This window comes from Flavobacteriaceae bacterium GSB9, from assembly GCA_022749295.1.
In the GTDB taxonomy this organism is placed as follows: domain Bacteria; phylum Bacteroidota; class Bacteroidia; order Flavobacteriales; family Flavobacteriaceae; genus Flavisericum.
This window is the reverse complement of sequence record CP062007.1, coordinates 2,394,771-2,418,660: the sequence shown is the minus strand read 5'-3', so window position 1 is coordinate 2,418,660 and position 23,890 is coordinate 2,394,771. Positions and strand designations below refer to the sequence as shown.

Below are 23,890 nucleotides of genomic sequence, written 5' to 3'. Positions count from 1 at the left end.
TTATTCGTATACCCTCAGGTAATCAACTTCCATGGTTTGTGGAAATACGGTGTTTTCTCCAACTGCTCCTACATAATTGCCGCCTACGGCAACATTTAAAATGATGAAAAACGGTTGATTGTTAAATACCCATGATTCACCATCTAAATCATCCGGTGTAATTTGGTTATAAAGCACATCGTCTACATAATAATTGATGTAATTGGACCCCCATTCTATTCCGAAGATGTGAAAACCAGTGTCGAATCTATCATTTTCAAGTTCGTAGGCTTTAGTGACAGCATTGGCACCAGAGTAACCTGGCCCGTGAATAGTGCCATTAATTAAGGTTGGTTCTTGCCCTCGGTTTTCCATAATATCAATCTCTCCACAAAACGGCCAACCAACTTCATCAATGTTTGAGCCCAACAGCCAAAAAGCTGGCCATAGTCCCTGTCCCCAAGGCAATTTAATTCGTGCCTCTATGCGACCGAATTGTTGTTCGAATAAGCCTTTAGTTAAAATTCTACCCGAGGTATAAGACGCGCCTTCATAATCTTCTTTATGTACCACAATTTTTAGCACACCGCCTTCTACTAAAACATTTTCTGCTCTATCGGTATAATACTGTAACTCATTATTTCCCCAACCGTTTTCTCCTTGCCCGATATCGTAGTTCCAAATAGCCGGATTAGGTGCTCCTTTATAATTAAACTCCTCTGCTAAAACCATGTTTTTAAAATGAGTTACCGTTTGTGTTTCATCTGGGTTGCAACTTGCTATTAAAAAAACTAAGGCTACGGATAACACCTTATAAATAAAGGTGTTACTTATATTACTGTTTACTATTCTATTTATCATGTTAAGCAAGTTTTTATTGTTCGTTATAGAAGAATATGTTGTCTAAAGCCACATTAGCAATTGTACCATCGGTAACAAACAGCATCATGCCTACGGCGTCTCTTTCACTTAATCCGATGAAACTAGATAATGGAATATCGAATTGCACCCACTCGTTACTTTTTAAATCGGCACCGGAGATTGGGAATGTTCCTGACACCTCGGTAGCTTGTGTAAAATTATTGTGTAATGAAATATTGATATAATCGGATGCCTCAACAGACTCGTTTACTCTAATGTCTATATGCAAATGGGTCATTTCAGTGGCATCTATGGGCATTACAGCACTACCTTCTCTTCCATAAAATTCTATAGCGACAAAATTCAATTCTGTATAATCTATAATGTTATTGCCATTTTCATTAATGGCTCCTCCAAGTGTGGTTTGAAAAGGCTCATAAAAACCATTATAATTATCTACAGCAACATTAGCATAGGAATCGCTGAAAATTGAAATCACCTCAATATTAACAGCTTCAACCAAAAGCGACCCTAAAGCTTGAATACCAGCCAAGCTCGCTGTAATTGTAGCTGTATTGTCTATGAGCCCAGTATCAGGATTTATTTCACCCAAACCATCGATAGAAATCTCTCCTGTTTCATCCACAGATGCTACAAAAGGATTTGAAGTTTCAAAATCGAAATATGCTGGAGCAGCTAATACGGTAACATCTTGCCCGTTACTGAGGTTTGCGGTATAAGCTAAACCCGTTACCGGTAGTGTTGTACCAACATTACCCTGTGCCGTTTGGTTTTGACCACCAAAAATTGCCGGTCTTGGTTGCCCGATGGTGCCTAATTTTTCAAATTTTAATTCGTCTATCCAAATGGTATAGCCCATACCATTGGTATTCTGCGTTCCTGCGGAAAATAAAAACATGCCTTTTTCCTGCACTAATTTTGAAGGGTCTGGGATTGGAATAATATATTTTTTCCATTTTGTAGATAACTCTATGTTTTCTGATACAACAGCATATTTGTTTTGAACAAAATCAGTTCCGAAACCCACTTGATCAATGGTTGTTGTAGTCGAACCTTTGGCCCAAAACGTTAACGCATCGTAACCTGATAAATCTCTACCCTCTCCACGGTCTCTAAAAATACCGCCAACATAACCTCCATCGGGGTCTGTGGGTGTTGGTACATCAATTCTGATGGATGTTGTTCCTTGGTAGGCCTCATTCTCATCAACACCAAAGGCTTCTGTATTGGCGCCTGTGGCCGGATCGAAAGACTCAAAAAATTGATCTGTTAATCCAACGGGGTTGTCTGTAAAAATATCTGGAGTAACAGGAAACGTAGCTAGTTCAACATCATCCGAAAGTTCTCTATCACAACTTGTAATCAACACACACATAAAGCCAATTAAAGCAAACGTGATGTTATATTTAAAATTAATTCTTTTCATAATATAGTTTGTATTATTTGCCAATATTGATATGTATGTATGTTCTAATTTCCCATTCTGAGCCGTTAGGAAACCCAACAGGACTCACTATTGGTTCTGAAGCAAATTCTGCAGTTTGATTAGGTAAGTATCGCGGTGAGTTTTCATCAAGAGAGCGCCACATACCTCTTATTCCAATTTGTGTACTAGGTAAAATAAACCAATCTGGTTTGCCAAGTGTTGTAGATAGATCTAACATTAATTGTAGCGGAAAAGTAAGGTTGAAATCGCGATGATAATCGAATGGACCCCAATCGTTAACTTTTACATGAGACATTAACTTCATCTTCTTATAAATCATTCTTATGTCTCCACCAAAACGGGTGATGGTTCTTTGCGAATCACCATTTCCTTGGCCATTTCCATAATAGAAATTACCTATAATTCCAAGGTCTGGATTAAGTTTAGAAACGATTCGTGAATGCGCCTCCCATAAATCTTCAGCTGGCGCAGATTCACCAAAGGCAAAATATTGACGATTTGCTAAAAACCCGATATGTGCATCTTGCGTAGTTGGTAAGTGACGGTATGTGAAGCCTAAGTTCATTGCAAATTTTGCGTCCTCGGCTCTATCATTGTCCCATTCATACATCCAGGTTCCTGGCGTAGGGTCGAAAGTTAGTAATAGTTCCCCAGCTGTTGTCTCTCTGTTACCTGCGCGTACAGCAAACGGATCGTCTATAACATTCCTTAAACGCCCAGGAGCACCTACACCATTTGGCATGGGATCTACTATAGGCTTTTGATACATAAAATTAGGTGCAATTTGAACTTTACCAGCCGTAAGCGCGAAACCTGTTAGGAAATTGGTCATGTTTCCGCTTCCTGAATCCTTAAGTTTCCAACCGGTAAACGTTCTCGTTTGGTCTACACCTCCATTGGCGACTAAGCCCATATAAGAACCTTGTGCATACCAATTAAAGGGTCCTTTTTGATAGGTAAGCTTAGCTTTTGCCCCCCAATTGTCTTTACTATTAACTTTGTCGACAACCACGACATCATTGTTTGGTAAGTACATTTGGAACAAACTTCCGTTTAACGGGCTTCCACCCCAAATACCTCCAAGCGTAATTCCAAAGTAACCAAAATCTCTTTCAAGAGCAAGCGTTGCTCTTTCTGTTGGCCAAGGCGGTATAACACCACTTGACACTTGATTAGGGTTTAAAATACGCCTACCTGTTTCGTCAAATTCTAAGTCAGTATTAAGATCTCTGTGATAAATTCCTGTTACATCCCATTTTAATATGTTTTTTGAATATTTAAACAACATGGTTGGATTGGCTCCCCACCATAATTGAGGTCCAAAAGCTGCTTTTAAACCATCTAAGTCGCCTTTTCCATCAAATTCTAAACCTAGAATTTCACCGTTATAAATATCTAAGTTAGGGCCATAATTAGCTTCTGGATATAGGTTAAAAAAGTCGCCTTCGTAAGCCCAATGGTAATGCCCTGTTCTGTAAAATCCCCGTACATCAGCTACTTTTCCTTTCCATTCAAACTCGGCATTATAAACCCTTACGCGATTGTTGTCTGTAATTGTAACCTCTTCCCCTTCATTATTGATTACGGTGACTGGGCGGCCAACATTTTCGTAAAAAATTTCATTTATTGGATTTGCTGCTACATTTCCTAAAATGTTAAAATTAACGTTAGCACTCATGTTGGGTGCTGGATTTGCTCCAATACCTACATAATATGATTGCATATGATCAAAACCCAATTGATTAGGGTAGGTTTGAGCATCATCAGGGTTTGCGGTTTCTGGCGTAGTAATTAAACTGCCTCCGGTATTGAAAGTGGTAAACTCGGCTCTTAAAGTACTAAGATGAAGCTTTTCGTTTCCTCCCATGGCCGCTTTATCGCCTCTGGCTCTTAGTACCGCATCCATAAGATTTATGTTCTTAAAGTAGTTGTTTAAAAAATTGGTGTCCATACCATCTGCGTAAACATCCAACTGATGTACTTCTTTAAGTGCGTAATACGCTGCACGCGGATAAAGTGTGTAAAGCCCTCTGGCGTTTGTTGGCCCCTTGGCACAAATACCAAACCACTCTTCGTTCATGTTATTTTGTCCTTCTTTATGGTCTAGGTAATATCCTCCATTTTCCCATGATGCATTATTATCATGAACATCTAAATTTTTAGTTTGCCCATACTTCCACCAGCCATCACTAAATTGAAATGTAAATCCACCTATAGCGTTGTCTGCTCCATCAAATCCAGCAACATTTCGGTAAATATCTTTCCAGTTATTTACCATGTAAAACGCTTGCGATTTTTGATCTTCTTGGTTTTCGATGACATTAAAGGCATCGGCACCAAACTCTGTAAACAGTACTGGTTTATTAAATTTCTCTTTTACTGTATCGAACAAATCAGTGAAGGTTACGCCTCTATATGCATTAACGCCCAAAATATCGACGTCTTTGCATTCTTCAGCAATGATATCGATAAAAAGTGCATCGCCGTTACATATGGCCACTGGATGTGAGGCGTCTATATTTTTCATTTTTATGGCCGCATCGTTCATTAATTTGTACATGGGCCTACCTCGCTTTTCTCCTACTTCCCTTTTTTGATCTTCTTCATCAGGAAAATCTTCGGTTTCAGCACCTGCCCAGAACAATCCATAGTTATTTTCGTTGCCCAACAAATAGAGTAATAATCCTGGGGTGTCTTTGTATTGTTCAGCTAGTTTTATAGCTTCGCTTAAAAGTAATTCCTGTGTAGCATCACCTCTATAATCTGTCACTGGCGTCCAAGCACCATTAATGGTCAATCCATAACGACCAAAAGAATGGTTGAGCATAGTGTAAATACCATAATTTTCGTAGATGTATTTGATCCACTTTGGCTGTACACCTGTATACATTCTAATGGCGTTTACTCCCATGTTTTGGAGCAGGCCCATTTCGGCATCAAGAGCAGCTTTAATTACATCATCTGACTGATTCCATAGACTATATGTAAAGTTAGTGCCAATTGGAAAATAATCCCAGTTCATGCCATTTACTATGAAGTTTTCGCCATTAACGATTAGTTTCATGCCGTCTTCATCATTTACCACGGTTACCTTATCTGCTTGCGCAAACAATACAGTAGTGAATGCAAAAAAGAGTATTCCTAAAAAAATGTTTTTCATATTCTTATTTAGTTAAATTAGTTTTGGTACCAAACTTTACTCGACAATCGAGATATAAATGTTCCGAGACTTATATTGAAATTAAAAACCATTTTTCAATCCATGGCTCGCTTGCTTACACCAAGGTAGTTGATTTTAGACTACTAAGCGGTCTCATTTTTAGCCCGCTTAGTAGTAAAATAGCCTGTATTTAAAATCTATGTTTAAGGAGTTATTACTGCTTTACGAGCTTAAATGACCAATATCCTCCATTTGCAATTTCTATATCCAGTTCTAAAGTATTTCCATCTAAAAGCGCGATATAAGTTATCGAGTCTGGTGCATCAGCCGGGTTTGCCAATTCGGCTCCATTAACAGCTTTAGCTAATCCAAGGTATGCCCCTTTTCCATTTAAGGTAATGGTTCCAGCATTTTCATCATACGTGTAAGTTGCCGAAGCACTTCCATCATGTGGAAATACTGGAGCTCCACATGCCTCAGGGTCTGTACCTTGCCATGGCTCCAGCCACGTTTCTGAGCCCAGCACATTTTGGAAGGTTCCATCTTCATTGAACACATATTCATCGTCAAATAAGCAAGCTCTATCTGTAACTGCCTCACTAGGGCTTGACCACCAAGACACATCATTTAGCGCTGGCCCTACACCAAGAGCGCCCGCTTCTGGAGCTAATTTCCAAGTGCCTACAACAGTTGGAGGAGCATCTTTTACTAATTTAAATGACCAATATCCTCCATTTGCAATTTCTATATCCAACTCCATCGTATTTCCATCTACTTTAGCGATATAAGTAATAGAATCTGGGGCATCTGCTGGGTTTGCCAATTCGGCTCCGTTTACCACTTTTGCCAACCCGAGGAAAGCGCCTTTACCATTTAAAGTAATAGTGCCTGCCATGGCATCGTATATATAGGTTGCATTAGCACTACCATCGTGAGGAAACACTGGTGAACCACATGCCTCTGGATCTGTGCCCTGCCATGGCTCCAACCACGTTTCTGAGCCTAAAACATTTTGGAAGGTTCCATCTTCATTGAACACATATTGATCATCAAATAAACAGGCTCTATCAGTAACAGCCTCACTTGGGCTTGACCACCAGGATACATCGTTTAGTGCAGGTCCTACACCTAAAGCGCCCGCTTCTGGAGCTAAACGCCAAGTTCCTGCTATTGGTGATGGTGCTGGTGGTGCTTCTTTTACTAATTTAAAAGACCAATATCCTCCTCCAGCAATTTCTATATCTATCTCCAAAGTTGTTTCATCATCTGAAAGTGTAGCTATATATGTTATTGAATCTGGTGCATCTCCTGGTGAGGCTAATTCTGAACCATTAATTACTTTTGACAAACCTAGAAAAGCACCTCTACCATTAATGGTTATTGTGCCCGCACTTGCACTAAAGGCATATGTAGCGTCTGCACTTCCATCATGAGGAAATACAGGTGTACCACATTCTTCTGCAGCTGCACCTTGCCAAGGTTCAATCCAAGTTTCTTCTCCTAAAACATTTTGAAATGTTCCGTCTTGGTTAAATACATATTCATCATCAAAAAGACAAGCTCTCGTAACTACATCTTCGGCAGAGTTAGACCACCAAGACACATCGTTTAACGCTGGCCCAACACCTAGTGCACCAGCCTCTGGAGCTAATTTCCAAGTGCCAACAATAGGTGGTAAATCACCTGGATCAACTTCAACTGTAAATACCACGGTATGCTCTTTTGTTATAGAAACATCTTCTTTACCAGACAAAGAGGCCGTTACAGTTATACTGTAAGTTTCCGATTCTTCTGGATATGTGTAGTTAACCATTGGACCACTGGTCATTAGTACATCATCGGTAGAATTTGGGTCTCCAAAATCTACTGTATAGACAATTCTACCATCTGGTGGTACTGTAGATGGTAACACTCCTACCTTGTTACCCTCAGGGTTTAGCTGGGCTACTACAAAATCTAAACCCGCTATTATATTCAAATCTTCTTCTTGCTCACAAGATGTTATAAAACCTACCAATAAAACTGATAGAACATATATTCCTTTTTTTAATAAATCCATCTTTTTAGTTTTTTATTTTAATGTTTTAGTTTAGTTATTAGTTGTATATCCTGGGTTTTGTCCCCATCGTTCTTCAGCTAAAGCTAATTGTAATTCAATCAACGGAATAGGGAAGACCTCATTTTTATTTACAGTGAAATTGATAGCTTCAAAATCATCTGGTTTATTGGCATTATAAGCATCGAACGCTGCTTTTGCTGTTCCTGTTCTTACTAGATCAAAAAATCTATGACCCTCTCCTGCCAACTCTTTTCTACGTTCTTGCCATATAGCCTCTACCAAAGATCCTTCTGCTGCAGAATAATCATGACTGGTATCTCCATAGGCACGAGCTCTTACACGATTAAGGTAAGCTTCTGCATTTGGCCCACCACTTTGGGCTTCGGCTTCTGCGGCCATTAACAATACATCGGCAAAACGTATGGCGCGGTAATTATTTTTATGCACCAACTCTGCTACACTTTGGTTTCCTGACTTGTCTGCTTTTCTAGGCATATACTTGTGGTTATAGAAACCTGTATCTTCTCTAGGCGACGAGTACAAAACACTACTATCATCTTCTTTTTTTGCTTTAAGATCTCTAAGATCAAAAATGGTAACATCCCTTCTTAAGTCATTATCATCATACAAATCGTATAATGCTTGCGATGGTAACAAGAAGCCCCAACCGGCGGCATAAACAGGGTCGTCAAAAGGAGATCTTGGACCATTAAATTGAACAAAATAAGAGCCCTCGCTACAATGTATACAATCCCAACTTGCACCTTCTACATTAGTGTATTGGATTTCGAAGACCGATTCAGGCCCGTTTTCGCCCTGAGTTAAAAACATATTTTGATAGTCTACTCCAGTAGTCAACTCATATACGTTACTATTGATAACTTGGTTAAGTACTGTTGCCGCATCACTATATTTGCTATCGTACAAATAGGCTTTTCCCAATAATGCTTGGGCCGCACCTTTAGTTACTTTATAAGGTTGGTCTTGAGTTACAGGTAAATTAGGTATAGCTTCTTTTAAATCTTCTTGAATTAAACCATAAGCAATTGAAATACTTGCTACTCTTTCCATAGAAAGTTCGTCTCCAGCCAATACCTGTGAGTCTGCAATTCTATCGACACCATTTCTTTCCTCAACCTTTAATGGAATATTTCCAAAAAATTTAACCAGTTCGAATGTATAATAAGCTCTTAAAAAGTAGGCTTGGGCAATGATTTGGTCTTTTCCGGCAAAATCAATTTTTCCTTTATTTTCCAACAAATAATTAGCACGATTCATGCCTGCATACATTAGTTGCCAAACGCTTCTTAATTGCTCTTGATCTGCAGGCGTTTGAATCATAAGATTTACATTCTGAATAACGGGCTGATCGTAGTTAAAGGCATCGCCACCTGCTCCAAAATCGTCTGAAGCTGATACCGCTACTAAATTGTTCCAAAATGTGCCCTGCAGTAAATCATAGGCTCCTATTAATGCATCTTCGTACTCTCCTTCTGTATTAAAAAAGTTATTCGCATTTGGTCCTATCGCTTCTATTTCTGTGTATTCATCACAAGAAGCTAAACTTATTAGCGCTGCGAAAAATATATACTTTAATTGTTTCATCTTTTTCATAGATTTAAAAATTTAAATTAACTCCTAGTAAGTAAGTGGCCGCAACCGGATAAAACCCTTTGTCGATACCTCCACCAATAGGTGCTCCTGAAGTAGCTGAAGGATCATAGCCTTTATAATCTGTTATCGTTAATAAATTATTACCTGATAGATATATTCTAATTTTGTCAACTCCTGTGTCTAGTAAGCTATTTGAGTCAATGGTATAGCCTAATTGAATATTTTGTAAACGCAAGAAAGAAGCATCTTCAACAACAAAATCTGAGAATAAATCTGTATTTATCGAAGCCCCTGATACGGCTCGTGGTACAAAATTACTTGTACCTGTTCCTTGCCAACGCTCTAGCATGTAGGTGCCTCTGTTAGCAAATAAATCTTTACGTTCGTAGTCTCTTATCATATCGTTACCAACCGATGCAAACGCATTCGCACTGAAGTCTAGGTTTTTGTATGAAAAGCCAATGTTAAACCCAAACGTAAAACCAGGAATGGCATCCCCTATATTGGTTCTGTCATCATCGGTAATTTGTCCATCACCATTGGTATCTACAAATTTTAAATCTCCAGGAGCAATATCTCCAACCGTACTAAAGGTTCCTGTTGGCGATGCTGCATTTAAAGCGTCAATTTCTTGTTGTGTTTGGTATATACCATTTGTTTTGTAGCCATGGAAATACCCTAAAGGCTCTCCAACCACCATTCTCGATATATCGTTTTGACTGATGCCTACACCAAACTCCCCTCCTGGAGGAACGTCGCGCCCATTTAATGAGGTCACTTCATTTTCTAAATACGTTACGTTAAAACTTGTATTAAACTTAAAGTCGTCTGAAAAGTTATCATCATAACCTATTCTAAACTCTACACCTTGGTTTTGCACCGTACCAGCATTAATAAAGGGTGAAGCCGCTCCAGGCGCTCCTACACCAATTATACCAGGTGCCTGAGGTTGGATTAATAAGTTTTTAGTTTGTTTTCTAAACACATCGGTTGTGATGCTTACTGTATTATTAAAAAGTCGTGCATCTAAACCAATATTAGCCGTTTCTTGTTCTTCCCACTTTAAATCGAGATTACCAATGGTTCCTGCTCCAACACCATTGAGTAAATCGTCTTCACTGGATGTATTACCAGAATCTACAGTAGCTTCACCATTTAACCTTGTGATATATGCAAAGTCATCTATTCTATCATTACCAATAATACCATAACTTGCTCTTAATTTTAAAGAATTAATCCAACCATCTGTATTAAAGAAATCTTCATCAGAAATATTCCAACCCAGTGAACCTGAAGGAAAGTAGCCTACATTGTTGTTGTTTACTGATGAAAATCTTGAAGATACATCTCTACGAATGACCCCTGAGATTAAATATTTACCTTTGTAACTGTATTGCACTCTTGAAAATATTGAGGATAAGCGGGAATCGAACTGATCACCGCCAACGGCTTTTGAGGCATCATTAATTCTATCTGATAGCACGCCTTCAACTCTATCTCCAATCCAACCATCAACAAAAGCATCGTTAACCGAGTTGCTTCCGTTTATTAACTGTTGGCCGCTTTGTCCATAAAAATGACCTCTTGTTCTAAATACCGAAGTACCTAATAAAACGGTTAGATCATGGTTTTCTGCGAATGTATTTGTATAATTTATGTAATTATCCCAAGTGTAGTCTGTATATAAATCACTGAAATCTTGAACTTCGTTTGTAGCTCTATTTGAAGTCTTTCCATTTCCATAATTTACAATAGGGAAAAACACATCATTCAGAACGTTTGAATAATTGATTTGAAGTTTAGAGCTTACGGTAAAATGCTCAAAAAAGGTATAGTCTAAACCAATGGTACCACTATATTTATCTACCCTTGTCATATTATGGGTATTTGCTATTTGTGATAGCGGGTTTATGATTTCTATTTGCGAGATATCATTTGCAAGTGAAAACTCGCCGTCTTCGTCATATACAGGTAAATCTGGATTCATATTTACTGCACTGTATAACACAGACCCTATACCACCTTCTGGTAAATTATTTTTTTTCGATTTTGTATATAATCCCGTTGCAGACAATTTTAGGTTTTCCAAAATATCATACTGATACCCCAATCTGGCTGTAAACCTTTCATAACCAGATTTACTGCCCCCTACAATGCCATCTTGATTAAGATACGATACTCCAAACGTGTAAGCCGATTTCTCTGTACCGCCACTACCACTAAAGTTTATATTTGAAATAGCAGCTGTTTTAAAAACTTCATCTTGCCAATCGGTACCTTTTTGAGGATATACAAAATACCTTGTTTCATCGGCCGCATCGTTTACATAAATGGCAAAATTTAATGGGTCTAATAGGTCTATTTTATTACTAGTTGTTTGAAAACCCGTATAAGCATCCAATTGAAATTTTAACTCCGAATTTTTTCTACCTGTTTTAGTGGTAATTAGAATAACACCATTGGCACCACGTACACCATAAATACCGGCAGTGGCATCTTTAAGTACGTTCATACTCTTAATATCGTTGGGGTTAATTACAGAAAGGTCTTCAATAACGTTACCATCAACCAGTATTAAGGGCCTATTGTCTCCATTAGTGGTTATACCTCGTATTCTGATGTTAGCTCCAGAACCAGGTGAACCCGAAGATGACGTTACATTAACACCTGCAATTTGACCTTGCAGTGCCTGCTCTACTTTTTGCGGATTAAGTTTTTCAATGGCATCAGAATCGACAACCGAAACTGCTCCTGTAACTTCTTTTTTTCGTTGCGTACCATAACCCACAACAACGACTTCGTCTAGTTGTGCTAAATCTTCTTCTAGAACAATGGTTAAATTTGACCCATTTGTAATAGTAAACTCTTTGGTTATATATCCAATATAACTAAAAGAAATTACCGATCCATTACTAACATCTGAAAGGGAAAAATTACCATCAAAATCTGTTACGGTTCCTTTTGTAGTGTTTTTTACTATAACATTAACTCCAGGAATAGGAAATCCTGTGTTGTCCTGAACCACACCAGATACATTATAATTCTGTGCGCCAGAATGTGCTATAAAAAATAGCATCAAAATCTTTAATAGTTTTTGTCTCATTACGAGTTTAGTTTTTAGTTTCCGTAAAACTACAGCGTAAGATTGCGATTTTGAAATTATTTGCCACAACAAAAAACATACATCTTAAAATATTAATCATTTTTTTAAGAATACTATAATAAAAACCTGTTATAATAAGCTTTTAGCAACGATTAGACTTTTAAAGAAAGTTTGTAAAAATGACTAATGTTGTGGTGATGTATAGGTAAATTTTAGAAATGTTGTATTATTAAATTTCTAAAATATAATCGGTAAGCCCAGATTCGTGCGGTAATTCGAGTTTTTTTCTTAATCGGTACCGTTTTACTTCAACACTTCTTGGTGAAATGTTGAGTAATGGTGCTATTTCTTTTGATGACAAATTAAGACGTAAATAAGCACATAACCTTAAATCGTTGGACGTTAATGTAGGGTGTTCGGCTTTCATCTTTTTTAAGAAATCTTTATCGGCGTTATTGAAGGCTTCTTCAAAGGTGTGCCAATCATCATTATTATTTAAGTTTCTATCTATGATTTTAATAACTTTTTTTACGTCCTTACCACCATCTAAATTCTTCAGCTCGCCTTTTATGCTATTTAAGAACTCATTTTTCTTAATCAAACTCATGGTCGATGTAGCCAACTCCCTGTTTTTGCTTTCTATATCCTGACGTAATTTTTCGTTATTAAAACGCATTAGCTGCTGTTTGTTTTCCAATTCTTTTAATTCCAGTTCGCGTTCAGTTTTCTTGAGTAATTTTTCGCGTTGTTTTCTATAATAACGCTTATAAACATTATGCATAAACAATGAAAAAAGTATTATAAGCAACACGTAAACCGCTATCATCTGTTTGGTTAAAAACCATGGTACCTCAATATTAAAGCTGAACGAGGCTGTGTTTTTTGAAATTTCGTTACCAATGCGCGAACGTACATGAAAGGTATAGTCCCCAAAAGGTAAATTTTCGAAAACCTCGGTAGAATTGGTTGACCAGCGACTCCATTCATCATAAATACCTTCTAATTTATATTGGTACTCGGCCACTTGATATTTATTGAATATAGGAACGCTATAATGAAACTCTAAGTTATTTTCATTGTTTTTAAACTGGCCTACGGTAGAGGCATCTATATACTTTAAATACTCAGCATTTTTTGAATTGGCGACTAATACTTGATTAATTTTTATGCTGTGTTCTCGGTTTATTAAGTTATTTAAATCGATTAACATATAACCCGATGAGGTACCATACAAATAGGTAGTTGCATTTATCTGATTTATATTTTCAAAGCCAACAACATCTTTTCTAACATCGTTTGGCAGTGGAATATTATTAATTTTTGGAACACCACTTAAACTGTTGGAAGTAATAAAATTTATACCTAGTTTATTAAAAGACCATAGTTTGTTATTGTTAGCATCAACAATCAATCTACCAGAAGTATAATTGTTGGTGTCAATCAAGTTGCTTAATATCGAATCTTTTACAAATTGATTACCTTCTAAATTATACCTAAAAACACCTTTTTTGTGCGCATACAATATGTTTTGGTTATACTTAACCAAACTGGTGCTTTCTCCTAAATTTTTAGAGTTTTTTACAGGAATTACACTAGCCTTTGTTAATTCGCTATTTAATGTAATTTTAAAAACACCCTTGTATTCGTGGTTTAAGAGGAGTGTTGTATCATTTATCATTTCAAAATATCTGCTGGACGTCTCAAAACCTTCTATTTTATTTTTTAAAGTCCATTTTCCAGACGTATCTTTTTCAAGTACATACAAACCATCATAATTACCTTGAATTAATGTATTATTTGTTTTTTTTAACGATTTAATTTCCCAAGTACCCGTAACATCGGCAATAAGATCAACACTATTGTTCTTTACTACAAAAGTTCCGGAATCATGCCCGCAAAAAAGTGTACCATTAATATTTTTTAGAGTCCAAACCGCACCTTGAGAACCACTTATAAATTTAAAAGGGGTGTTTAAAGACAGGGTGCGATAAAAAAGACCACGATTAGTACCTAAATACAAATTACCATTAAAAACTATAGATGCGTTCACAGAGCCTATTTTACCGTCGCTATCGTTAAAAATCCTAAATGGCGATTTTATATTTATACAGTTTATACCAAACTCTAACCCTAACCAGATATTATTATCTATATCCTCAAAGACCGATAGAACCGTATTACTGCTAAGGCCATTTCTCTGACTTATTTTATAATTTATTTTTCCTTCGGGGGTTAAGTGTAAAATGCCGTTGGAAATACTACCTAAAACGAAGCTACCATCTTGTAATTTTGTACTGCTGTAAATTCTATTACCCAAGAGCGTAGAAGCCGCTTCTATATTCCACCTTGACAACTCGTTATTTTTTAAAATATAAAAACCCTGGTCTTGTGTTTGTAAAAGTAAATTTTCGTTATGTTTAAACATATTAACCAAAAGATTTTCCTTTAAAATAATATCATTGGAAATTAACTTTGCTGAACCTTTTTGAATTTCATAAACCCCATCTTTAGATTTTTGAAAATAAACGCGGTTATCGACCTTAAAACTTTTACTAATTACAGTTTCTGAATCAATAATTTTATAGGTATTCTGCATTTCGTTATAAATGTATATGCGCCTTAAGGACTGAAATATTACAAAATCGTCTACATTGATAATATTCCATATTTCTTCGTCTTCAAGAAAAGGGATGTTGAGCTGTTTTGAAATTGAAATATAATTTAAAACACCTCGCTTGTCTCTCAACCAATAGCCAAATTCTCTGTAACAACCCGTATAAATGCGGTTATCAATTACATTTACAGCCCTTACAATAGTTTTATTTGGCGTTTCGTACAACCGCCATTCCTCACCATTAAATTCTAACAAACCTTTGTTATTACCTACATAAATTAATTTGTCTTGGGACTGAGAAATAGACCAATTTTGATTTTGGGAACCATAAACATCGGGGGTGAATATTTGAATAGGAGGAAGTTCTTGAGCCTTAATTTTTAAGGACATAAAAAAAAGGAACCCTATTAATAAAATCCTTAGCGGTCTCAATCTTGTTTGGTATTAGTTGTATAGGTACTAAGATAGTGAAAATATAGTCTAAAACAGTAATGGTAACGTCTTTGTATTGTTGAATTGAAACAAAAAAGCACCATAGCAGGTGCTTTAATAAGTTATTTATACTATTCTTTTACATTTACATTCGTGTAATAGTGCCGCCCAACATTTTACTTTCGTTTACTTCTTCGGGTTTTCCGTAAATGTAAATACTACCTCCAGCACGTACTTTGGCATCAACTTTTTTGGAGGCATTAACATAAGCCTCACCCGCTGCGCTAATCGATACATCGGTATTTTGGGTTTTTAAGGATTTGCCATCATACATTCCTCCTGTTAATAATGATACATTTTGCTTTTTTGAAACGCCCGTTGTAGTAACAGAACCGCCAGTAACTGCACGAACATTTGTATACTTTACATGTATAGGCACGTTAATAATACCGCCTTCTTGTGCTTTTAAATCAATTTCAAATTGCTCAATAATATCTTTAGATTCTACTTTCGACCCTTCGTTTACATCAATAATATCAATGGCTGTGTAATATAATACCACTTTGGTTTCGGCACCGTCAAAAGCTTCATTAAATTTCATTTTAATTTTTAGCTTTCCTTCGTTGTTAACAATAACAACGTCTTCTTTATTATCTCCTGTAATTATAGCTTTATTATGGTTCGCCTTTTTTAACTCTACTTGTATTAAATCAAAAACCTTGAGTTCGGTAAATTCTTCAATATCTTGTTCTATGGTATTTTGCGAAAATAGGGTGGTGGTAACAAACAGTACAAAAAATTTTACTAGTGTTTTCATGCGTTTTTGAATTGATTTATATAGTTAACGCAAAATTATCAAGAATTATTCCACAGTGCTTTTTTTTATGAAAACTTTATAATGCTATTCTAGCCTACTTTTACAGCCGTTCGTTATAAATACTAAAAGGTGGTATTGGGTACGGTTTCAAAATCAATACTTATGCCCACCGCGTGATTGGCGCTCAGTTTAATGGCATTTTCCTCTAGTTTTTGAAAGGCGTCTTCTTTAGCTTATTCGATATATCTTCTATATATTCTAAAAACTTATCTATTTTAGTTTTTGAGAATAAATATTACAATAATAAATACTATTTTGTTTATTTTACCGATGGGGCCACATGTAAAACCGATAAGACTAAATTAAAACTAAATGAACCAATTTTTAGAAAAGTGGGGAGAAGCAGCATATACCAGTTTGGGATTTTTTTGGATGGCAATGTGGGCATTTGTTCTTGGATATGCTATAAGTTCAATGATACAGGTTTTCATTACAGAAAAGGGAATGCAAAAAATAATGGGAAATAAAAGTGGAAAAAGTGTTCTTTTAGGTACTTTTTTCGGGTTTGTAAGTAGTTCTTGCAGTTTTTCAGCTTTAGCAACTACAAAGTCCTTATTTCAAAAGGGCGCAAGTTTTATTTCATCCATTGCTTTTTTATTGGCTTCCACTAATCTTGTGATAGAACTGGGAATCATAATCTCAATCTTCCTAGGTTGGCAGTTTGTTGTCGGAGAATATGTTGGTGGAATATTCCTTATTCTTTTTAGTTGGCTTCTCATTCGATTCATCAAGCCAGACCAACTAATAAAAAATGCTCAAAAAAATTTAAATGAATCTAAAAAAGAAGAGCAAACTGGACAAAAGCCTTTAATCGAAAAATTAAAATCCACTTCAAAATGGACAAAGGTAGGGAAACAATATGCTATGGAGTGGAAAATGGTTTGGAAAGATGTAACCGTAGGTTTTACTATAGCAGGAATTGTTGCTTCATTTGTCCCAGATTCATTCTTTCAAACTCTTTTTATTAACACGGGTAATGGTCAAGAATCATTCGGTTTTTTTACCTTGCTTGAACACGTTATTGTTGGACCGATTGCTGCCTTTCTAACCTTTATAGGCTCGATGGGTAATATTCCACTTGCAACATTGCTTTTCGGAAAAGGTGTGAGTTTCGCAGGAGTAATGGCATTTATATTCAGTGATCTCGTAGTGTTCCCAGTATTACGCATCAATGCTAAATATTACGGTTGGAAGATGTCCTTTTTTATACTGTTTTTATTGTTTGCATCACTTATAGCTACCTCTTTATTGTTGCATTATGGCTTCGATTTATTAAACCTCATTCCTGAATCAACTACAATTAGTATAACTGAAAAAGAACACTTTAAGATAGATTATACCTTCTTTTTAAACCTTGCCTTTGTTGCTTTATCGGGAGTTTTAATCTATTACGGTTTCTTTAAGGGAAAAGATGTGAAATACCATAAAGAGATGGCTCCAAAGAGTCAAATGCTTGAAAAAAGTTTGAAATGGGCAGCTTTTGTAAGCTATGTATGGTTGACAATTGGTATAATCTTGAAGTATGTACTCTAAATGCAAAAATTAAATAAAACAAAAAAACGATGTGCAAACTCCGGCTATTAATAAATATTTCTAACTTTCTTATCGGAAAGTCCTGCGGATTTTTATGGAACGAAACCATAACCAAACGTTGTACTCCATAATAAAAACCTAAAAAACCACTAGATAATTCTGTAACATTTTCCAATATAAAAAGCCTTTAAAAAAATGAGAAAAATTATTTTGTCTTTAACTATCGTTTTAGGCATAGCAACATTCTGTAATGCGCAAAACATTGAAATGGAGAAAGTCTTTGGTGGATACAAATACACCCAAAACGGAAGGCTCATGAAAATGAAAGATTTAGTAAAAACAATGAAGTCGAATGAGCAGGCTTTTGACTTTATAAAAAAGGCACAAACAAACTACACGATAGCTTCAATTTTTGGTGGTGCTGGTGGATTTTTAGTGGGGTGGCCCCTTGGAACTGCTATTAGTGGTGGTGACGCCAACTGGGCTTTAGCCGGTGTTGGTGCTGGCCTTATCGCTATAGCCATTCCTTTTTCATCAGGTGCAAATAAAAACGCCAAACAAGCTGTAGAACTATATAATACCTCATTAAAATCAACTTCCTTTTATGAATTTAAACCTGAATTTAACGTTATAGCCAACGGAAATGGCATCGGACTTTCAATGCATTTTTAATCTACATACAAATTTGTTGTATTTGGTTAAATTAACTATTTACCATCAATAGAAATATCGATTGTCTCCCTGAATTCTTTTAAGGGTCTCATAATAAAATGGTGTTTTAGAAACAACATGAGATGCTGAAACGAGTTCAGCATTACAAAAAAAATCAACCCTCTGGCTTTCCAACCAAATTAAAATCAAGGTGTTTTTTAACTAAATCTGTATTTTTTACTTTTACTATGACCTCTTCACCCAATTGGTACATGGTTTTGGTATTACGGCCTACCATAGCGTATAAATCTTGATCAAACGCATAATGGTCATCGGTCATATCGCGCACACTTACCATGCCCTCACATTTATTTTCAATAATTTCCACGTAAATACCCCAATCGGTAACACCTGATATAACGCCCAAAAACTCTTGGTCTTTGTGGTCTTCCATAAAACGGATTTGCATGTATTTAATAGAATCACGTTCGGCTTTGGTGGCCAGCATTTCCATATTACTGGAGTGTTGACATTTTTCTTCATAGGTAGCCTCGTTAGCACTTTTACCACCATCTAAATAATGCTGTAATAATCTGTGCGCCATCACATCGGGATAACGACGAATGGGCGATGTAAAATGACTGTAATAATCGAATGCTAAACCATAATGACCAATGTTGTGCGTGGTATATTCGGCTTTACTCATGCTTCGTATAGTCAAAGTATCAACCAAATTTTGTTCTTTTTTACCCACCACTTCCTTTAATAAATTATTAAGCGATGCTGAAGTGGTTTTACGATCCTTAAAGTTTAGTTTGTATCCAAAACGACCCACTACATTCTGTAAGCTAGCTAGTTTACTATCGTCAGGTTCGTCGTGAACACGGTACACGAAGGTCTTTTTTGGCGATTGTTTTCCAATAAATTCAGCTACTTTTTTATTGGCCAATAACATGAATTCTTCAATGAGCTTATTGGCATCTTTACTGGTTTTAAAATACACGCCCTCTGGGTTGTTATTTTCGTCTAAATTAAATTTTACTTCTACCTTATCAAACGAAATGGCGCCACTAGACATACGCTTTTTTCGCATGATTTTAGCGAGTCTATCAAGTACCAAAACGGCTTGGGCTATTTCTGGTTTGGTTTTATATGCCTTTTCGGTTAATGAAACGGCTTGTGGAATTTCAGAATTGATGGATGAGATTCCAGCCTTTGTAGGAATGATAAATTTAGGGTTGTTTTCAATAATCGCTTGGGCTTCTTCATAAGCGAACCGGGCATCGCTAAAGGTAACAGTTCTTCCAAACCATTGGTTTTTAATTTCTGCTTTATCGTTTAGTTGAAACACCGCCGAAAAAGTATATTTCTCTTCATGGGGTCGCAATGAACAGGCGTTATTCGATAATACTTCAGGAAGCATAGGTACTACGCGGTCTACCAAATAAATGGATGTAGCACGTTCATAGGCTTCATTATCCAAAACGGTGCCTTCTTTTACGTAATGCGATACATCGGCAATATGTATTCCAATTTCGTAAAGTCCGTTTTCCAAAACCTTAAATGACAACGCATCGTCAAAATCCTTAGCATCTTTAGGGTCGATGGTGAAGGATAGGTCCTGTCGCATATCACGACGTTTAGCAATTTCCTCCTTTGTAATTAAAGTATCTAAATTATTGGCATATTCCTCAACATCGTATGGAAATTCGTGTGGTAATCCATATTCAGCTAAAATAGCATGTATTTCGGTATGGTGTTCGCCAGGTTTTCCAAGTACTTTTATTACGTTTCCGTAAGGTGAATCGGCTTTTTCGGGCCAATCTTCCAGTTTTACCAGTACTTTATCACCATCTTCAGCTTTTAATGTTTTATTGATGGGTACAAAAATATCTGTGTACATTTTGGTACTATCTGGAATAACAAAGGCAAAATTTTTGTTTTTCTGCATTTGGATTACCCCTACATACTCCGATTTGGCACGTTTTATAATATTGGTAATTTCACCCTCCATACGTCCACGCTTTCGGCGTTTGTACACGTAAAATTCTACTTCGTCACCTTCTAAGGCTTTGTTGATATTATTCGATGCAATATAAATATCTTCATCGAAATCTTTTGAAATAACATAGCCAGAACCACGCGCCGATAAATCTAAAATACCAACATGGTATTCGGCAGTTACTACCGCTTTAAACTTACCTCTGTCAACCTGTTCTATCTCTTGTTTAGCTGCAAGTTTGGCTAGGGTTTTAATAATCTGGTTACGGCTACTGGCATCGTTAACACCTAATTTGGCCGCAATTTGTTTATAATTAAAAGCTTGGTTTCTTTCTTTTTTTAAAATACCAAGAATGGTATTTGTAAGATTGGAAATGCCTTTTTTTATGGATTTCCCTTTTTTCTTTTTACTCATTAATTTTTGTAATCTTAATTGAATTCCTAAAGTTAATTGAAATTCGGTTATTAAATAGCTATAATTAAGGCGAAGAATTTGCTATTTGTTTTTACAAAACTACAATTTATATGTTAAACCTAAGTTTTGTTAAGATTAAATTATAAAAAAAAAGACTTTCAAATAAATGAAAGCCTATCTTATTTTAATTTTAAAAAGATAATTACTCCACCACAATTTTTTTTGCAGACTTACCTTTACTGGTTTCCACATCCATAAAATAAACACCGCTTTTTAAGCTTTTTGTGTTGACCTTTTTGGTTCTAGACGAAAATAAATACTGCCCTTGGATATTGTAAATATTGACTTGTTTTAGTTCTAAACCATTGTTTAATTCGATGTTTAAAACGTCGTTTACGGGGTTAGGGTGTATTAAAAAACTATTTTCAGTTAAATTAACAACACCTAAGTTTTCACAATTTTCGCTAAAGCTGGCGGTTGCATCTTTTCCTGATGACCAATTGGTATCCATATAACTGCCATCATCTACTTCAATGCATTCTAGATTTAGGTTGGAAGTAGCATTAAAGGCATTTAAATTGGTATTGTTTCCATTTTTAATATTTAGACTATTTAAACCATTATTATTACAATACAACTCAATTAAAAATGTATTTGAGCCAATGTCCAAATTGCTTAAATTGTTAGAAACACAAGCTAACTTTTCTAGATTACTATTAGCAATTAAATTTAAACTACTCAAATTATTGACTGAACAATCTAAGATCTTTAAATCACTGTTAAAACTCAAATCTAAACTTGTTAAATTATTAGAAGAACAAAATAAAGTTATTAGAGTTTTACAGTTACTTAAATCTAAAGTTGCTATGTTGTTCCAATAACAATGCAATACATTTAAAGCAGGGCACGAGCTTATATCTAAGATTGTTAAATTGTTACTATGGCAATATAGCTCTTCTAAAGTGCTATTACCGCTAACATTTAAATTGCTAAGATTATTATTAGAATGACAGTACAGTTTTTTTAAATTATAACATGAACTAGCATCCAAACTACTTAAATTCATATTATAAGAACAACTTAAGATGGTTAGAGATTGGTTTGTACTAACGTCTAAATTTTCTAGGTTAACATTACTATCACAATACAACTCGGTCAGAGCAATATTTGCACTAACATTTAAGGTCCTTATTTGATTACTTGAACAACTTAACTTTATTAACGACTCATTTTTACTAACATCTATATTAGATATTTGATTAGATGAACAATATAATATTTCTAAAGCTGTAAAATCTTCAATACCAGTTAAGTCTCTAATTTCCTTATTATTAATATTTATTTTTTTTACTGCTGAAATATTTTCAGTAAGTACATAATTATCCAATACATCATCTACCCCTACATCAATTAAAAATTGTTCAAAGTTATCATCGGGTACGTAAGTTTGTTGGGCGGTTAGTAAATGACTAATAAATAATATAATAACGAGTAGGTAATTGTTTTTCATTTTGAAAACTTTTAATTATTGCTAATGCATTTATTACTCAACCACAATTTTTTGAGCCGATTTTCCTTTGTTGGTTTCCACTTCAACAAAATAAACACCGCTTTTTAAGTTTTCTGAGTCTATCGTTTTTGTTTTAACTGAATATAAATATTGGCTTTGGATATTGTAAATGTTGACTTGTTTTAACACTAAACCATTGTTTAATTGGATGTTTAAAACATTTTTTACTGGGTTGGGATAAAATGAAAAATAATTCTGTTTAAAACTTTCTGTAGATAAAACGGCCGTTAAATCGTAAACACGAACATGGCCCGAACCTTCACCATTCACGCCATCGTTACGAGAAGCTGAAATTGCCACAATGCTAGCATCGGAAGACAATGCTAAATAAACCCCAAACCAATCTCCCGCAGCTTCTCCTTCAATATCTAATCCTTTTTTTACCCAATTGCCATTATCATTTTTGTAAATGCGCACCTGACCAGCATCAACACCATTATCATCATTCCGCCAAGAACCTATTGCAACAGTTTTACCATCGGATGATAAAGAGACACTTTGTCCAGAGCCATCATAAGCAGCTTCTCCATTAATATCTTGACCTATTTGAACCCATTGCCATGTTTGATACTCATAAATCCTAACATGACCAGATCTAGCGGCATAGTCATCATTTAAAGGAGCGCCTATTGCAATGGTATTACCATCTTCAGACATAGATATGCTTGTTCCAAATTGATCCGGTTCTGCCTCACCTTCTAAATTCTGACCTATTTGATACCAATATCCTGTTTGATATTCAAAAACTTTTACACGACCTCTACTATTAGAATTACGTTGAGAACTAGCAGCTAATCTATGCCCGTCAGCAGATAAAGAAACAGCATAACCAAAATGATCAAAAAGGCCTTCTCCTTTAATACTTTGACCTATTTGCGTCCATGTTTCATTTATATTTTGAAATACACGAACATGGCCTGACAAATCTCCACCATTGTCAGTTGCTCCAATAGCTACAATATTTCCATTAGAAGATAAAGCTATAGCACTCCCAGATCGATCCTCCGCTGCTTCTCCATTGATATCTTGACCTATTTGTTTCCATGTATCATTTATATTTTTAAATACGCGTACATGACCAGACCACTCTCCATTTCCATTATTTCTGGAAGCTCCTATGGCTACAATACTTCCATCAGAAGATAAGGCAACTGGACCTGCTAGATCCCCTGCCGCTTCACCATCTATATCCTCTCCTATCTGTAACCAATTTCCAGATTCATTTCTATAAATTCGTACATGACCTGAATTTTCTCCATTACCATCATTACTTGATGCACCAATAGCTATAATTTCACCATCAGCAGACAAAGCTATTCTTCCAGAACCATCTCCGGCTGCTTCACCATCTATATCTTGGCCAATTTTCACTTGACCAAAACTCAATAAAGGGATTAAAATAAATAGTAAATTTTTTTTCATTTTATAAATGTATCATTTCCTACAATGTTACGAAATATAAATACAAAAGATGAAAAAATCTTACAATCAACCTAAAAACTAAACTTATCCACATTATATATTATAATATCTATTTCTTTTAAAATTTTAAA

13 protein-coding genes are annotated in these 23,890 nt (G+C 35.7%); 2 read left to right on the top strand and 11 right to left on the bottom strand.

Annotation, left to right across the window (positions count from 1 at the left end; translation table 11 throughout):
• From GSB9_02115 to GSB9_02108, 8 genes are all read right to left on the bottom strand, one after another.
• Positions 1–840, bottom strand: a complete 840-nt coding sequence (locus tag GSB9_02115; protein ID UKM65545.1) for a glycoside hydrolase family 16 protein — start codon at positions 838–840, stop codon at positions 1–3.
• Between the two features lie 13 nt (positions 841–853).
• A complete protein-coding gene (locus GSB9_02114) occupies positions 854–2,287 on the bottom strand; it encodes a carbohydrate-binding protein (GenBank protein UKM65544.1) in 1,434 nt (477 codons plus the stop codon).
• 13 nt (positions 2,288–2,300) lie between these two features.
• Positions 2,301–5,468, bottom strand: a complete 3,168-nt coding sequence (locus GSB9_02113) for a glycosidase (GenBank protein ID UKM65543.1) — start codon at positions 5,466–5,468, stop codon at positions 2,301–2,303.
• A gap of 214 nt (positions 5,469–5,682) precedes the next feature.
• Positions 5,683–7,527 carry a hypothetical protein gene (locus GSB9_02112; protein UKM65542.1) on the bottom strand — a complete coding sequence of 615 codons (1,845 nt, stop codon included), beginning with the start codon at positions 7,525–7,527 and terminating at the stop codon, positions 5,683–5,685.
• Between the two features lie 30 nt (positions 7,528–7,557).
• Positions 7,558–9,132, bottom strand: a complete 1,575-nt coding sequence (locus GSB9_02111) for a RagB/SusD family nutrient uptake outer membrane protein (protein ID UKM65541.1) — start codon at positions 9,130–9,132, stop codon at positions 7,558–7,560.
• Between the two features lie 13 nt (positions 9,133–9,145).
• Positions 9,146–12,244 carry a TonB-dependent receptor gene (locus GSB9_02110; protein UKM65540.2) on the bottom strand — a complete coding sequence of 1,033 codons (3,099 nt, stop codon included), beginning with the start codon at positions 12,242–12,244 and terminating at the stop codon, positions 9,146–9,148.
• Between the two features lie 229 nt (positions 12,245–12,473).
• Entirely contained in the window at positions 12,474–15,248 is a 2,775-nt protein-coding gene (locus tag GSB9_02109) for a LuxR C-terminal-related transcriptional regulator (GenBank protein UKM65539.1), read from the bottom strand.
• Between the two features lie 187 nt (positions 15,249–15,435).
• The gene (locus GSB9_02108; GenBank protein ID UKM65538.1) at positions 15,436–16,107 is read right to left on the bottom strand and encodes a DUF2807 domain-containing protein; all 672 of its coding nucleotides are present in this window, start codon (positions 16,105–16,107) and stop codon (positions 15,436–15,438) included.
• 372 nt (positions 16,108–16,479) lie between these two features.
• On the opposite strand from GSB9_02108, the gene GSB9_02107 reads away from it, so the two are divergent.
• Together GSB9_02107 and GSB9_02105 are read left to right on the top strand one after the other, a co-directional pair.
• Positions 16,480–17,700 (top strand): permease, encoded by a 1,221-nt coding sequence (locus tag GSB9_02107; protein UKM65537.1) that lies wholly within the window; start codon positions 16,480–16,482, stop codon positions 17,698–17,700.
• Between the two features lie 195 nt (positions 17,701–17,895).
• Positions 17,896–18,372, top strand: coding sequence for a hypothetical protein (locus GSB9_02105; protein UKM65535.1), 477 nt, complete (start codon positions 17,896–17,898; stop codon positions 18,370–18,372).
• Between the two features lie 154 nt (positions 18,373–18,526).
• On the opposite strand, the gene GSB9_02104 is transcribed toward GSB9_02105, so the two are convergent.
• The 3 genes from GSB9_02104 to GSB9_02102 all read right to left on the bottom strand — a co-directional run bounded on the left by GSB9_02104 (position 18,527) and on the right by GSB9_02102 (position 23,759).
• Positions 18,527–20,767: an RNB domain-containing ribonuclease gene (locus tag GSB9_02104; protein ID UKM65534.1), complete on the bottom strand. Its 2,241-nt coding sequence runs from the start codon at positions 20,765–20,767 to the stop codon at positions 18,527–18,529.
• A 202-nt stretch (positions 20,768–20,969) separates the two neighbouring features.
• Positions 20,970–22,277, bottom strand: coding sequence for a T9SS type A sorting domain-containing protein (locus tag GSB9_02103; GenBank protein ID UKM65533.1), 1,308 nt, complete (start codon positions 22,275–22,277; stop codon positions 20,970–20,972).
• 33 nt (positions 22,278–22,310) lie between these two features.
• A complete protein-coding gene (locus GSB9_02102) occupies positions 22,311–23,759 on the bottom strand; it encodes a T9SS type A sorting domain-containing protein (protein UKM65532.1) in 1,449 nt (482 codons plus the stop codon).
• Between the last annotated feature and the right edge of the window lie 131 nt (positions 23,760–23,890).